We start from the raw sequence: 13,963 nt of genomic DNA on the forward strand, positions 1-13,963 counted from the left end.
AAAAAAAATAGAAGGAAAAATGCTAACTTTAGCTGAAGAGAAAGCTAATAAAATAGCTACCGAAAAAGCTAATCAAATAGAAAAAAAAATATCGACTTCAATTGATAAGACAGTAAAGTCAGTAGAAGCAAATGCTGAAAAAGCAGCAAAAAATGCAGCTGAAAAAGCAGTGAAAAAAGTAGGACCAGAAGTTGCAGATTTGCTAAAGCCAGAAATCAAAACTCAGGTAGAAGAAGAAGTAAAAAAATATACTGAGGAAAAAATTGAAAGCCTTATCAAACCTGAAATCACAAGCAAAATAGATTATATTGTCACTTCACAAAACAAAGAAGTAAGGAAGCTTTTAGAAGATGAAATGAATAAATTAATCGAAGATGCACATAAAAATTTGAATGGGAAAATAGATCAGATTACATGTGAACTCACAGAAGTAAAATCTGATCTCTTAGAAGCTAGTGCAAAAAGTTTTCTTGAGAGCGCAAAATTATTGTCTTTTGCTGCACAAGATGAAACATGTACAAACCAAGATTTAGTGTATTTCTAATCACAGCAGGGTTTTTATATTAAGGTGTACTAGACACAACCTAATTGATTACTTGCAATCTTGATTCCAGTTTTAAGCTACTCGGATGACAGAAAAAGGGCCACTTGCATGACATGAAAAGGAGCACCGAGCAGATCACTTCTTCACAAGGATCTTATCAGCAACACGCATATCAATTATGCTCCAATTGCTAAAAGTAAAGTCGGTTGTATTTTGCAAGTGGCTTAAATAATCCCATGCGCTATAAGGATTATCTTCAGGCAATTTTACTGTGGCACTGCCATCGAGTATGATATTCCATCTTCTATTGCCTACATAGACACAAGAAGAAATATGATCACTTAATTGAGTTTTCCTCTCTAGTATATATTTAATGAATTTTAGGCTTGATAACGAATTTTGTCCTTTGATTATAACGAGATTATCTATCTGGTAGTCATCTACGATTACTTTACCTTCAGAGTCAATTACTGAAGTTCTGTTATCATCTTTCCAAAGAGCGAAGGGTGTATGTTCATCTATATCAATTTGTAAGGTATTGGGCAAAATCCTGTAAATTCTTACATATTTTATCCATTTGCTTACAGATTGTATATTATCTGTTAGTTTTGAGAGGGATATGTACATAATAGGTTGTGTTCTGTCTACTAAACTTAGAATGTCCTGTTCATTTGTAAATTTGTTTCCAGTAACGGTTACTTTGTCGATTGAAAATCCATTGCTAATTAATAAGCTCGATAAGCGATCGTCACACCAAGTAAAGTAGTAATTGAATCGATTTGTTATTTTATCAAGTGAACTATAAAATACTATTGTAAGGAAAAGTGCAGTTATAATCATGAAAGCACACTTGCGCAAAAAACTCCTTTGGCTTCTAGTAACATTGTTCAACATCGTCGGCTTGATCTCTAATATTCCTGTGGTGTAAACTGTCTTCGACAATAATTTTGACTAATTCATTAAAATCAATTCCTCTTGTCAATTTTGCAATTTCTGGTACTAACGATAATTCAGTAAAGCCAGGATGTGTATTAACCTCAAGCATTTTTAAAGTGTTATTTTGGGGATTATAACGGAAGTCTGAGCGGGAAACAGTTTTACATCCTAAAAATTGATGAACTTTTAGTGCGTGTTCCAAGGTCATTCTATATATGTTGTCAGGAATTTTAGCAGGAAATATATGTTCTGCAAATCCATCTGTATACTTTGCTTCATAATCATAGAATTTATTTTTCGGTCGTATTTCCATAGTACCAATTGCTTCATTCAGCAACACAGCAGTATGTAACTCTATACCCGGTATGTATTCTTCTATGGTCATCTTTTCCATTATAGTAGAACTGTTATTTTTCAGCTCTAAGTAATCCTCATGTGAGAAAATCATGTGTACTCCAATGCTTGAGCCTTCGTTAATCGGTTTTAAGACGTACGGATAATCAACTTTAATATTATTTTTTAGCAGATCTTCTCGACTAATTACATAACCTCTTGGAGTGTCGATATTAAGAGAATGGAATATATGCTTTGACATCACTTTATTCATAGCAACAGCCGAAGCCATAACTTCTGAGTGTGTATATTTTATACCTAAAATCTCCAATAAACCTTGAATACAGCCATCTTCACCATAAGGACCATGTAGAGCAATAAAAGCAAGAGCGGGATTAGTTTTTTTAAGCTTTTGAGCAATATTGCTATCAACATCTATTTCTATTGCCTTATATGAAAGGCTGTCAAGAAGCGCCTTCTTGACTGCTTTTCCGCTCATAAGTGATATTTCTCTTTCGCAAGAAAATCCACCACTTAAAATTGCTATAGTTGGAACCATAAGCATTCTATACCTTGCTATATATCATATATAAAAGATACTTTTATCTTCAATAGAAAAAACGCTTTGAAAAATTCCACAGCCGTACAGATATTGAAACTTGCAGATGGTGTCATGCAAACTGGTTCCTTTATGATCAGACACCAGATTGTAAGTAAAACTGGAAGATCTTTTTCAGTAATATTCTTTAAAAATTTAATTTTGTAATCCACTTGATTTCCACTTTACATCTTTGTAATCAACTGTTTCTACACCTTCAATGTCATATTGATCAGCAACTACAGATAGTTCCATTTCATGATCTATTAAATAGTCTTTCTGCTAATTCTTGAGTGGGCTGCTTAGTAAACTCAACTAGCTTAGCAAAATGCTGTAAAGCTTTTTTACTGAAAGATACATTAGCGTTTGCCGTAAGTTTTACCAAAGTTCATGAGTAATTGTACAATATTTTCCTGAAGTTTTTAATAAAGTAAACTTATCTGGAAAGTAATTATGCTGATATAAATATTACAATTTTATTAACACATAAATGCTACCGTGGCGTTAGTTTTTTAATTTAGGAGTATATTATGGTTATACCTACACAAAACTCGAATTCATTAATGTCTCAGGCACGTAACCTATCTCATATTTGCCACAAAAACTGTGAAGAGGCGTTCAATGAAACAGACGAACCTCTATGCAAGGCTAGATGTGACGCTTTCTTTCCAGTGCTTGAACCTCGTTCACAAATTAGTGAGAAATTAATAGATATTGCAAACAATCTCCGTTTTGAGAGTGCACAATTATCGTCTATGGCAGATGAAATAGACGCTTACAATTCAATGTCTATTTAATCAAAAAAATGTAAGTCTATTTTTGTACTCTATGACCCTAAATTTTCATCAAAATAAGCTGTCTTATCCTTTTTTTCTTTATACTCTTCTGCTGTATCTAGGGGTTGCTTTTTAGCTGTAATGTTTGGCCATTTTTGCGAATATTCTACATTTATGTTGTAAAATGATTTAAAGATTTTTTGTTCATTGTTCAGCAAGCCTTCATCTAGTTCTAAAATATCTTTTATGGAATCATCAGTTACAATTGCATCCACCGGACACTCAGGTATGCACACTCCGCAATCAATACATTCATCTGGGTTAATCACGAGCATGTTTTTACCTTCATAGAAGCAGTCAATGGGACATACTTCCACACAGTCCGTATATTTACATTTTATGCATTTATCTGTAACAAAATGCGTCATAAAACACTGTATATTTGTATTATCTTGGGTACACTAAATTGATAAGAAATTCAAGTCTTTTATGAAGATAAATAAATTGAACAACAAAGAATTAGAAGTATGGTTAAGCTTGGCTAGAACTATAGGACCAACAAAGTTTTTTAGTATACTAAGAACACATGGATCGCTAGATGAGGTGCTAAAATATCTCAATAGGGTGGCTAATAATAAGGTGTATGGCATTCAAGATGCACGAGAAGAGATCAATAATGCAAAAAGAATTGGAGCTAAAATTATACCCGCATGTAACCCAGATTACCCTGATCTTTTAAGAAATATCTCTAGTTGTCCTCCTGTAATAACTGCGCTTGGTGATGTATCATTATTAAGTCGTGAGATAATTGCAATAATCGGTGGACGTAATTCTTCAATGAATGGAAGAAATTTTGCCAGTAAGTTGGCGTTTGACTTAAGTGAAGCTGGTTTCATCGTAATTTCTGGACTTGCAAGAGGAATCGACACTGCAGCAAACAGTGTAATATACAAAAATTACCCCACTATTGCTGTTACAGCAAGCGGAATTGATGTGGTGTATCCAAAAGAGAATTTTGATCTATACAAAAAAATCACTGAAAATGGCGGATTAGTAATTACTGAGCTTCCATTTGCTACTAAACCAAAGTCTCAGTATTTTCCTCAAAGGAATCGAATTATATCTGGTCTATCGCTGGGTGTTGTAGTGATTGAAGCATCGAGACGTTCTGGCTCTCTAATAACAGCAGATTTTGCTTTAAATCAAGGAAGAGAGGTATTTGCAGTTTCTGGTTTCCCTCTAGATTCACGCTGTAGTGGTAGCAATTATCTAATTAAAAACGGCGCTAAACTTGTTGAATCCGCTGATGATATAATAGAGAGCGTGAGATTTAGTTTGCCTCTTCAACAAAAAAGTCTATTTGATACCGTTGCTGACCAAAAACAAGAAAAATTACAACAGGCAAAATCTGTTATAGTTGATCATATTAACTCTGTACCTGTTGATATAGATGAACTTATATTAGCAAGCGGACTTTCTACTAACATAGCTCTAATGGCTCTTTTGGAACTAGAGTTAGAAAACAAAATAGAGCGTTCGCCGGGGAATAAAATATCATTAATTTTCTAGATTGCTTTAGTTATAAGTCCACAATCGTACAAATATTATGATTTGAGTCCACCAAGAAAGATGTCATTCCAGCGTGTGACGCTGGATTTCTGTAATCTCACTAAAAACGTTGTATTTTTACATAACTTTTATACTTACTAACTTAATATATAATCAGAATTCCTAGATTCCAGACTCATGCATCAATAGATCTGTTGCAAAAGGTAATGATAAAATGATGGGAGAGAGGTAGAAGAGGAATAAGCAGATAGAGTAAGGTAAAAAAATGAGCTTTAGTTACTACAATATAAAGAAACACCCAAGAAATTTTCGTAATATAACAGGCTTAACTTTAGAAGAATTTGAAAAGGTGATAGAAAAAGTGGGGAACGCTCAAAAAAGTGTGTCAAGCCGAAAAGAAAAGTAATAAATTGATATAAAAAATGGAGGTTTGAAATGAGTCAAGCAAATAGAACTACCGGATTAGTAGACTATAAAGAACTAGAATCAAATATTTTATCATCTATAGCTAACCCAAGAAAGGTTTAGCTATATGGTAAAATTGGTTAGAATGGTATAATAAGTAATGAGAAAGAAGAAGATGCCAAGTCCATATAGTGAGGATCTGAAAGAACGTATTCTCAAAGGAGTCGATAAAAAAAATCAGTCAAATATTCAAAGTGAGCATAAAACCAATATATTTGTGGAGGAAAAGGAAAAAAGAAACAGAAACCATATTCAGGTTATCAAAAAGGATATTGCCATAAGATTAAAGACTTAGATAGATTTGCCAAATTGGGAGTGTTAAATAAACTGTGTCAAACTACATTTTAATTCAACTCAATTTTCAATCTATCAGGAAAGAAAATGTCGAGCTGGGACATAATTAATGCCCAATCACGTACAGGCATCGTCCACTTTTCTTCCACCTTTTTTGTAGCACAATATACCAGCTTGTACAAGAAGAAAGAAATAAATAAAGAAAACTTGATATACATAGATGAGTCTGGAATAGAGGACAATGAATTTTATGAATATGGGTGGTCTCAAAGAGGCAAGAGGTTATTTGCCCAGGGTTTAAAAGAAAGAGGGTAAGCATGATTGGAGCACTAAATGAAGGAAAAGTTAAAGCACCATGGATAATTGATGGCTACTGCAACAACGAGATTTTTGATGCTTATGTAGTTGTTCCTGTATTTAAACCTGGACAGACTATTGTTCTCGACAATGCGAGCTTTTATAAAGCTGCAAGGACGAAAAATTTGATAGAAAATATTGGGTGTAAAATTTTGTTCTTGCCTCCATACTTGCCAGATTTAAATCCGCAAGCACGCCATAAGAAAGGCTCTACAAACCTTTTGGCCCAATATTAATTCGGCTATTGATTTTGTCTTTCAGTGCTCGGGCAAATCTTACTTCGGTTAGCTATAGCAGCTATAATGTGCTTGCAACAACTAATTCACTACGGCAACTGCACCGTGACAGTGTTTGTATTTTTTTCCAGAGTTACAAGTGCACTTGTCATTTCTTGAAACTTTTGGAAGTCTGCTATTTTTAGTAGAGCGTGACCTATTGCCTATTTCTTGATTGTCTAGCAACTTAAAGTGCGCTAGGCGGTGAATGGTAAGCTCCCCCCACTTTTCAAGCATCGACTCAAACATTAAGAAAGCTTCGCGTTTAAATTCATTCAGTGGGTCTTTTTGCCCCATGGCACGCAAATTTATGCTTTGTCTTAGGCTCTCTAAGACCGAAAGGTGCTCCCTCCATAAATGATCAAGTGTCATGATCATCACTTGTTTCACTATCGTATTCCACAAATCTGTAGTTTGTTGACTGTTGAAATATTTTTCTTTCTTAGTAAAAAATTCTTGTATTTTGTTATTTATATAATCCAAGGCTTCTTGTTTATTCAAAAACTCTGCTAGATTAAGCGTTATCCCGTATCTTATGTAGAATTCTTTTGCAATATCTTCAACATAATCTTCGTAATAACCACTTTGTACTATACCTTCTATTATATCCTCATTTACTTCACTATATACTTCAACTAAATCATTGATTTCATTGTTTAAAATATGATTTCTCTGCTTAAAAATAACTTTACGTTGATTGTTGATTACATCATCAAACTTTAGCAAAGACTTCCGCACATCATAATTTCTAACTTCAACTTTCTTCTGTGCTTTCTCAAGTGCTTTATTAATCCATGGATGATGAATAGCCTCATTGTTCTTTAGTCCCACTTTTTGTAAAAAATTCCTCATTCTATCAGAGCCAAATATTCTCATTAAATCATCCTCAAGTGATAAAAAGAACTTAGAAAGCCCAGGGTCACCTTGACGACCAGAACGGCCACGCAGTTGATCATCTATTCTCCTGCTTTCATGCCTTTCGGTTCCGATAACACATAAGCCACCAGCTTTTATAGCAATTTCCTTATCTTTTTTTACTCTTTCGACTATTTCTTGATATTTTTTTTCTCTTTCATCAGCATTTTTTATTTTCTCGAGCTCTATTTTTGCAATCATTTCAACATTTCCACCAAGCTGAATATCAGTTCCACGTCCTGCCATGTTTGTTGCTATAGTAATGCTGCCTGGTATTCCAGCTTGCGCTATTATATACGCTTCTTGTTCATGATAACGAGCATTCAATACTGAATGCTTAAGAGAATAACTTTTCAAAAGATCGGAAAGTTTTTCAGAATTTTCAATACTCACAGTGCCAACAAGCACTGGTTGAAGGCGTTTGTGACATTCCGCTATAAACTTTAATACAGCACTAAATTTTTCTTTTTCTGTGCCATAAATTTCATCATCAACATCTATTCTTTTAACAGGCACATTAGTTGGAATTTTTACTACATTTAATCTATATATATCATGAAACTCCTCTGCCTCTGTTGCTGCTGTTCCTGTCATACCAGAAAGTTTGTTATACATACGAAAGTAGTTCTGAAATGTAACTGATGCTAAAGTTTGACTTTCATGCTGAATTTCAAGATTCTCCTTTGCCTCCAGTGCCTGGTGAAGACCATCAGAATATCTCCTACCTTCCATCATGCGCCCAGTAAACTCATCAATAATTACCACCTTACCGTTTTTCACTATATAATCTTTATCAGCAGTAAACAGCTTATGTGCACGAAGTGCTTGATCTATATAATGAGTCAGTATAATATTGCTAGTATCATAAAGCGAGGAACTTCCAGGAATGAGGTTATACGATTTTAGTAATTCTTCCACTCGTGAAATGCCATTTTCAGTGAGGAACACTGCTCTACTCTTTTCATCGACTTCATAGTCAGAATCAACTAATTTGATTACTATTTTATTGATATGCTTATATATCTGATTATTTTCCTCAAGTGGGCCAGAAATAATGAGCGGAGTACGCGCTTCATCAATCAGTATAGAGTCTACTTCGTCTACTATCGCGTAATTGAAGCCTCTCTGAACTATATCTTCTTGAGAAAATTTCATATTATCTCGTAGATAATCAAAGGCAAGTTCATTATTTGTTGAGTATACGATATCTGCGCTATAAGCCTTTTTTCTCTCGTCGTCTGTCAAATTATTTGTAATAAATGCAACAGAAACTCCAAGAGAATTATATAATTTACTCATCCACTCTGTATCTCGTTTTGCAAGATAGTCGTTAACAGTTACGACGTGCACACCTTTTCCTTCTAAAGAATTTAGATACGCAGCTAAAGTTGCGACGAGTGTCTTTCCTTCTCCTGTTTTCATTTCTGATATCATGCCATTATGGAGAACCATGCCACCAATTAGCTGAACGTCGAAATGCCTCATGTTAAGGAATCTTCGTGATGCTTCTCGTACAACCGCAAATGCAGGTACGAGAAGGTCATTTAGTGTTTTTCCATTTTTCAGTTTTTGTTTTAATTCCGCAGTTTTACTAGCAAGATCCTCATCAGATAAGCTCTGCATTTCTTGCTCTAGCGCATTAATCTGCTGAGCAATTTTTCTGAAGGATTTTATTATCTTCTTGTTCGTTGATCTAAATATCCTTTTTATAAAAAAAAGTGACAACGTAAAGATGAAGAATATAAGAATAGTTGTTAAAACTAACGTAGAGTCTGGCATAAACTTAGGTAAAGTTTTATTTAATATGGGATTATATTACTAAACGTAACCTGCGGCAATTAGATTCAGAAAATCTTTATTTACAAACTAAGGAAAAGAGTCTTGCGGATGAAATGTAAAAGAGTATATTTATTTTATTAAATACTATAATAATTAATAATTAAACTTTCTTGATAAATTATTAAAATAGTCTTAAGCTACATGTATAAAACGGTTAGTGGAGTTACAATGTTAAGCAATATTATAAAAGTAAAATTAGAGAAAAATAGTTGTCCTTTTGAAGAATTAGAAGAATTTTTTGCTTCATTAAAATTTGGTTACAAAAGGGTTTAAAGATTCTTCAATAAAATTAGTTTGCCAAGGATGGGAAGATTTCACCTTAATTCTACCAAGAGAAGCAGTACCTAATTCTTTCGCTTTGAAGCTTTTATCTTTGCTTAGTAAGGGAAATGAGCTGGCTTTACCTATTATATTAAAATACCTTTCTTGCAGAACTGTATTTAAAGATTTTGGTCAAAAGCTACAGGCTAAAATGGATCAAGATATAAAAGAACAAAACGATTCTAAAATTTCTTAGGAGATTGAGTTATGCAAAAAAGACATTTTAAATCTTCTAAATGGTGGTAAATCAGTATTAGACGTTCAATTGAAGCAGCGGTATAAAAAATACTATTCGTCAATAGATAATGAGATTGAAGAGTTAAAGACTAAAATTTTAAAAGAACTAGAAGATTATATTAGCAATACTAACGTTAATAAAATGTATCGAAGCCTTAATAATAAAAAGAAAAACGAAGAATCATTAAAAGAAGTAGCGTTAGGATCTTGTTCATTGGGTGGAATTTGCGTGTTAATATTTTTTTCACTTGGTTTTTTTATTTTTTTAGCAACAACCATTTACCCACCTGCTCATATGAATATGTATAAAGTAAAGGTTTTTAGGTGTATAGGAGCTTCATCTTTAGTTTTTGCAGCATTAGCACTAACAGTAGCAGGTGTAGCTTACTTAACAAGTTGTTATCTAAATCATAGTTTTACAAAAGAAATACAAGACTATATAGAGCAACCAATAAAATGTATGGATAAGGCAACTAATAATAAAGAATCGGACAATTTTCCTTCTGACAATTATGAAAAAGTACAACCTTCAGTACCGCTTGAGGAACTACTACCTTCATACGAAGAATCGTGTTACAGTAGTTTAGGTTATATTCAACCATCTAATCCAATACAGCAAAATAAGTTGTTGTAGTGAAGGTATAAAGAGAACAAGCAAAATTATATTTGTAATTTTGCTTCCTTTATCATGACTTAGAACATGCAGCAACATGACGATTTGTCTATGCTTTATCAAGTATATTAATGGGTAAATGAATTTTAATACAATCTTATTATACTTATAAATACGTTATATGTGAGAAGATATGGAAGATTTTATAACTGCAAGAAGGAAAGATGATGCTGTGATATCTGTTTGTCAGGATAATGAGAAAAAGAACTTATTAATCTTGGGACTCAATCAAGCTGCAAGGAATTTATTAAAATGTGAGGAAGAGAATTTACTTAATAAGCCGTTAATCGATATTTTAAGTAAAAGAGCAGCTGAAGATATGAAAAGCTATTTGGAGTATACTGAAGATGGGCGCGATTTGCCCGATATATTGCCAAAAGTGATAGGCTTTTCTTTAATCGACGCTAAAGGAGAAGATATAAAAACAAAGGTGAAAGTTTTTCGCACAACGCAATTTACTAATAGCAAGATTAATTATGAGCTATTGATACGTGACATTAGCCTGTTTCATAAGCTAGGAATGTTTAGGGATAAATATCTGATGGGTAAGAAATATAAAAAACACAACTTGTTTGATATACCAGACAATGATTCAACGATTTTGGAGTTATATGTCATATTGAATTTTGCCTTTGAATATCAAATTAATGCAGTTATAGGAATAATAGGCTTCAATAATAAATTTAATGAGATAAACGATGCATTGAGTATAATCACAGAGCATTTTTATAAAAATTGCCGTAGTGATGATTTTCTAGGATTTATTGATGAGAATAAGGTGCTTTTTATTTTGATTAACTGTGATGCAAAGAACACATCTAAAATAATTAGTCGTATATATTCTACCATTAATAAGCAGTTACTAAAGCGAAAGTTACCAAGTATATCAATTATTTATGGAAATATAATTCAAAAACATAGTGTGAAGAATGCTTAAACGCTTTTGTCATTAATTGGTTTGTAGTATCTAAGTTCTACACAATATAAGGATTGTTTTTTATTTCTGGTAAGCTTATATTAAGAATTTAAGCTTACCTATGAGGTTACTAATCACACTATTTTTATCATTACTTGTGGGGGGAAGTGCTAACGCTAGGGTAATTCTGGATAAGGAGATGTTTTATGTAGAACTAGATGGAAAAGTAGATTTAAGATTTGGCTACGCTTTCAATAGAGATTCTTTTAGCTCTACCAAAGACAAGACCTCAAGTTATTCAAACCTGCGCTTGCTTTATTTACAGCAAGTTTATCCAAATACTCAAATGGGTTTTGATGTTAAGGCAGGAGTTTCTGGTATTGCAAACTTAAAGGCACTAGACATAGAAAAGTTAGAAATGGAGAAGTGGTATTTTATCATAAAGAATCAGGAGTTTGGATCATTTGAATATGGTAAAGGAAGTTTAGTTAGTCAGAGTATGTTAATTAACACTTCAAAAATTTATACAGCTGCTGGAGGAGTAAATGGTCATTGGACAAATTACGCAAATTTGCGCGGTGATGAAAAAAAAGATGATGGTTCTGGGTATGATAAAGATAAGGTGTTTTGGGTAAAACCCAATATTTACAGCGACTATAATGGACTAGAGCTGAAGTTAAAACAACCAATGATAAACTATATTTCTCCTGAAATTCATAACTTTCAACTTGGATTCAGTTATGTTCCAGGTAAAAATAATTTACAATATAATAATCTGATAGCCGCTGGTCTTTCCTATAAAAATGGCTTATCAGATGAAATAAATTTTACTACTGCTTTGACTGGTGAATTTGCAAGGGAAAATTTAACTGATTGCAAAGATGGGACTTCTGAAAATTATAAATGCCGTAATCAATTACTACACTGGAATTTTGGCTTGAAGCTAAAACTTTTTGAACTTGATTGCATTTTTTCGTACGGTAATGGCGGTAAATCTGGTGAGAAGCGTAGTCCTGAAACAAATAATATGTATTATGTAAATGCAGGTGTTGCTTACCATTCTGATTCTCGTAAAGTAAGCTTAACATATTTTAATAGTGTTAGGGATATTATAGGCAAAGGTACAAACAAATTAACATCACAGGCTTTCAGTCTTGAATATCCATTAGCTGTTGGTACTTCATACTACTTAGATATTGTAAAGTTTAGTACTAAAGAACCTAAAATAGAAAATAATAACTCCGGGTATGTGCTTTTGGTTGGGCTGAAGCTAAGTTTTTAATGAAATAAACGGTGTATAAGTGTTGTAATGTGGTAAATAATGAGAGTAAAATTGAATTGTTAATATATGTGCTATTTGATATTATAAAAATAACTATTACATAAGATTTTCAATAAAAAGACATTCTGTTACTAATCCAAGTGTAGGAGAAAACGGTTATTAATTAGCAAACCGAACCCTTCAGTAAGCGCATCTCTTCAGGTGCTCTTTTTTCTTTTTTATATATAAAAAAATTAGATAGTATTGTGAGTGCGGTTTTTTCTGTGTTCTGATGCTTTTCAATTCTATAGCTTTTATATTGAATTTCCTTTTTTTACTACTATTTCTCTATATTATTGCAAGAAAGAACAGAAAATTAAGTGAGGAGAAAGTAAAATTAGCAAATCTTGAGAATAATTTATGTAGGGTAGAGCATGATCTTCAAGAGACAAAGCGAACTTTACTGAATAAGGATGAGGAAATAGTTGATTTGAAAGTGAGGAACGTAGAACTTGAAGTAATTCTTCAAAAAGAGCGTGAAGAAAAGAAAAAGGAAATAGAATTACTAACAAAAGCAGAGGAGAGGCTTACGAACACTTTTAAAGCACTTTCTCTTGATGCTCTTCAGGTAAACAATAATAATTTTCTGAACTTAGCAAAAGAAGTGATCGATAATAAGCTAAAAGAAACAGAAAGTGACTTCAAAAAAAGGCAAGCAACGATCAACGAAGTTGTCACTCCAATAAAAGAAAAATTAGAAAAATTCGACAGCGAAATACGTGAGCTAGAGAAGGAGAGGGTAGGGGCTTACGAAGGTTTAAGAGAGCAAATTGGAGCGCTAATGAGCCAAACCTCTAACCTTGCCAATGCCCTGAGGAAACCTCACATTAGGGGCAAGTGGGGTGAAATGCAGCTCAAAAGAGTGGTAGAAATGGCGGGAATGATTGAATATTGCGATTTTTTTACTCAATCCTCAGTAATTGATAAAAATGAGGGCAATTTGTTACGTCCTGATTTAATAATAAAAATGCCATCAGGAAAGCAAATAATAATAGATGCTAAAGTACCACTTGATTCTTACATGGATGCTATGTCGCAAAATGATTTACAGATACAAAAGGAAAAATTGAAGAATCATTCTCTGGCAATAAAAAAACATATAAATGATCTAGGCAGAAAGGAATATTGGAACCAATTTGAAAATACGCCAGAGCTTGTGGTGCTTTTTTTAACAGGAGAAGGGGTTTTCAGCGCAGCACTAGAATGTGAACCAGCTTTGATAGAAATTGGAATAGAAAAAAAAGTAATTATTGCAACACCAATCACTTTAATCGCGCTACTTAGGGCAGTAGCCTATGGATGGAAGCAAGAGATGATAGCTGAAAATGCAAAGAAAATAAGTGAACTAGGCCATATTTTATATGAGCGAATCTGCACAATGGGCGAAAATTTTGATAATTTACGCAGAAGCTTAAAAAGTGCTGTTGATCATTACAATAAAACTGCTGGTTCGCTTGAGGCAAGAGTGTTTCCTGCTGCCCGAGAATTCAATAAGCTTGTTATACATGCAAAAAATAAAGAACTCACTGCTGCAAAAGAGTTGGAATCTTTACCACGCAGTTTACATGCTGAGGGGTTGAAAGTAGATTAGTAT

Annotated in this window: 16 protein-coding genes and 1 pseudogene; 12 read left to right on the plus strand and 5 right to left on the minus strand. The window is 33.2% G+C overall.

Going from position 1 to position 13,963, the window contains the following annotated elements:
* The coding region (locus BBB02_RS06565; protein ID WP_245970100.1) for a hypothetical protein at nt 1-544 on the plus strand (544 nt) is incomplete at its 5' end.
* 135 nt (nt 545-679) lie between these two features.
* Here BBB02_RS06565 and BBB02_RS05550 read toward each other — a convergent pair.
* Together BBB02_RS05550 and BBB02_RS05555 are read right to left on the minus strand one after the other, a co-directional pair.
* Nucleotides 680-1,438: a cell division protein FtsQ/DivIB gene (locus BBB02_RS05550; protein ID WP_127464220.1), complete on the minus strand. Its 759-nt coding sequence runs from the start codon at nt 1,436-1,438 to the stop codon at nt 680-682.
* Nucleotides 1,419-2,378 carry a D-alanine--D-alanine ligase gene (locus BBB02_RS05555; protein ID WP_127464222.1) on the minus strand — a complete coding sequence of 320 codons (960 nt, stop codon included), beginning with the start codon at nt 2,376-2,378 and terminating at the stop codon, nt 1,419-1,421. Before BBB02_RS05555 ends, BBB02_RS05550 begins: the two co-directional genes overlap by 20 nt.
* A 563-nt stretch (nt 2,379-2,941) precedes the next feature.
* Here BBB02_RS05555 and BBB02_RS05565 point away from each other — a divergent pair.
* The gene (locus BBB02_RS05565) at nt 2,942-3,208 is read left to right on the plus strand and encodes a hypothetical protein (RefSeq protein ID WP_127464223.1); all 267 of its coding nucleotides are present in this window, start codon (nt 2,942-2,944) and stop codon (nt 3,206-3,208) included.
* Between the two features lie 29 nt (nt 3,209-3,237).
* Here the strand turns inward: BBB02_RS05565 and BBB02_RS05570 are convergent, their stop codons facing one another.
* Nucleotides 3,238-3,615 (minus strand): ferredoxin family protein, encoded by a 378-nt coding sequence (locus BBB02_RS05570; RefSeq protein ID WP_127464224.1) that lies wholly within the window; start codon nt 3,613-3,615, stop codon nt 3,238-3,240.
* Between the two features lie 61 nt (nt 3,616-3,676).
* On the opposite strand from BBB02_RS05570, the gene dprA reads away from it, so the two are divergent.
* The 3 genes from dprA to BBB02_RS05580 all read left to right on the plus strand — a co-directional run bounded on the left by dprA (nt 3,677) and on the right by BBB02_RS05580 (nt 5,516).
* Nucleotides 3,677-4,756, plus strand: a complete 1,080-nt coding sequence (dprA, locus tag BBB02_RS05575) for a DNA-processing protein DprA (protein WP_127464225.1) — start codon at nt 3,677-3,679, stop codon at nt 4,754-4,756.
* A 265-nt stretch (nt 4,757-5,021) separates the two neighbouring features.
* Nucleotides 5,022-5,162 carry a hypothetical protein gene (locus tag BBB02_RS06170; RefSeq protein ID WP_164741549.1) on the plus strand — a complete coding sequence of 47 codons (141 nt, stop codon included), beginning with the start codon at nt 5,022-5,024 and terminating at the stop codon, nt 5,160-5,162.
* Nucleotides 5,163-5,321: 159 nt separating this feature from the next.
* Entirely contained in the window at nt 5,322-5,516 is a 195-nt protein-coding gene (locus tag BBB02_RS05580; RefSeq protein ID WP_218937009.1) for a hypothetical protein, read from the plus strand.
* A 49-nt stretch (nt 5,517-5,565) separates the two neighbouring features.
* Here the strand turns inward: BBB02_RS05580 and BBB02_RS05585 are convergent.
* A pseudogene (locus tag BBB02_RS05585) lies at nt 5,566-5,697 on the minus strand (IS256 family transposase); the annotation flags it as partial.
* 135 nt (nt 5,698-5,832) lie between these two features.
* On the opposite strand from BBB02_RS05585, the gene BBB02_RS05590 reads away from it, so the two are divergent.
* On the plus strand, nt 5,833-6,108 hold the full coding sequence (locus BBB02_RS05590; protein WP_127464227.1) for a transposase: 276 nt from the start codon (nt 5,833-5,835) through the stop codon (nt 6,106-6,108).
* An 81-nt stretch (nt 6,109-6,189) separates the two neighbouring features.
* Here BBB02_RS05590 and secA read toward each other — a convergent pair whose 3' ends face one another.
* Entirely contained in the window at nt 6,190-8,841 is a 2,652-nt protein-coding gene (secA, locus tag BBB02_RS05595; RefSeq protein WP_127464228.1) for a preprotein translocase subunit SecA, read from the minus strand.
* Nucleotides 8,842-9,042: 201 nt separating this feature from the next.
* Here secA and BBB02_RS06655 point away from each other — a divergent pair, with 201 nt between their 5' ends.
* The 6 genes from BBB02_RS06655 to BBB02_RS05615 all read left to right on the plus strand — a co-directional run bounded on the left by BBB02_RS06655 (nt 9,043) and on the right by BBB02_RS05615 (nt 13,960).
* Complete coding sequence (locus BBB02_RS06655; RefSeq protein WP_256359532.1) at nt 9,043-9,174, plus strand: hypothetical protein; 132 nt, start codon at nt 9,043-9,045, stop codon at nt 9,172-9,174.
* Nucleotides 9,155-9,418: a hypothetical protein gene (locus tag BBB02_RS06570; protein WP_245970101.1), complete on the plus strand. Its 264-nt coding sequence runs from the start codon at nt 9,155-9,157 to the stop codon at nt 9,416-9,418. The genes BBB02_RS06655 and BBB02_RS06570 overlap by 20 nt, the downstream gene beginning before the upstream one ends.
* 69 nt (nt 9,419-9,487) lie before the next feature.
* Nucleotides 9,488-10,093: a hypothetical protein gene (locus tag BBB02_RS06575; RefSeq protein WP_245970102.1), complete on the plus strand. Its 606-nt coding sequence runs from the start codon at nt 9,488-9,490 to the stop codon at nt 10,091-10,093.
* A 172-nt stretch (nt 10,094-10,265) separates the two neighbouring features.
* Complete coding sequence (locus BBB02_RS05605) at nt 10,266-11,069, plus strand: hypothetical protein (protein ID WP_127464229.1); 804 nt, start codon at nt 10,266-10,268, stop codon at nt 11,067-11,069.
* Between the two features lie 100 nt (nt 11,070-11,169).
* On the plus strand, nt 11,170-12,330 hold the full coding sequence (locus tag BBB02_RS05610) for a porin (RefSeq protein WP_127464230.1): 1,161 nt from the start codon (nt 11,170-11,172) through the stop codon (nt 12,328-12,330).
* A 271-nt stretch (nt 12,331-12,601) separates the two neighbouring features.
* Nucleotides 12,602-13,960, plus strand: a complete 1,359-nt coding sequence (locus BBB02_RS05615) for a DNA recombination protein RmuC (RefSeq protein ID WP_127464231.1) — start codon at nt 12,602-12,604, stop codon at nt 13,958-13,960.
* Nucleotides 13,961-13,963: the final 3 nt, after the last annotated feature.

It is taken from the genome of Wolbachia endosymbiont of Bemisia tabaci (assembly GCF_003999585.1).
GTDB lineage: Bacteria > Pseudomonadota > Alphaproteobacteria > Rickettsiales > Anaplasmataceae > Wolbachia.

Coding starts and splice junctions, on each gene's coding strand:
- BBB02_RS05565 (WP_127464223.1), top strand. CDS start 2,942: ATGGTTATACCTACACAAAACTCGAATTCATTAATGTCTCAGGCACGT.
- dprA (WP_127464225.1), top strand. CDS start 3,677: ATGAAGATAAATAAATTGAACAACAAAGAATTAGAAGTATGGTTAAGC.
- BBB02_RS05550 (WP_127464220.1), bottom strand. CDS start 1,438: ATGTTGAACAATGTTACTAGAAGCCAAAGGAGTTTTTTGCGCAAGTGT.
- BBB02_RS05610 (WP_127464230.1), top strand. CDS start 11,170: ATGAGGTTACTAATCACACTATTTTTATCATTACTTGTGGGGGGAAGT.
- BBB02_RS05615 (WP_127464231.1), top strand. CDS start 12,602: ATGCTTTTCAATTCTATAGCTTTTATATTGAATTTCCTTTTTTTACTA.
- secA (WP_127464228.1), bottom strand. CDS start 8,841: ATGCCAGACTCTACGTTAGTTTTAACAACTATTCTTATATTCTTCATC.
- BBB02_RS05605 (WP_127464229.1), top strand. CDS start 10,266: ATGGAAGATTTTATAACTGCAAGAAGGAAAGATGATGCTGTGATATCT.
- BBB02_RS05555 (WP_127464222.1), bottom strand. CDS start 2,378: ATGCTTATGGTTCCAACTATAGCAATTTTAAGTGGTGGATTTTCTTGC.
- BBB02_RS05590 (WP_127464227.1), top strand. CDS start 5,833: ATGATTGGAGCACTAAATGAAGGAAAAGTTAAAGCACCATGGATAATT.
- BBB02_RS06170 (WP_164741549.1), top strand. CDS start 5,022: ATGAGCTTTAGTTACTACAATATAAAGAAACACCCAAGAAATTTTCGT.
- BBB02_RS06655 (WP_256359532.1), top strand. CDS start 9,043: ATGTATAAAACGGTTAGTGGAGTTACAATGTTAAGCAATATTATAAAA.
- BBB02_RS05570 (WP_127464224.1), bottom strand. CDS start 3,615: ATGACGCATTTTGTTACAGATAAATGCATAAAATGTAAATATACGGAC.
- BBB02_RS05580 (WP_218937009.1), top strand. CDS start 5,322: ATGAGAAAGAAGAAGATGCCAAGTCCATATAGTGAGGATCTGAAAGAA.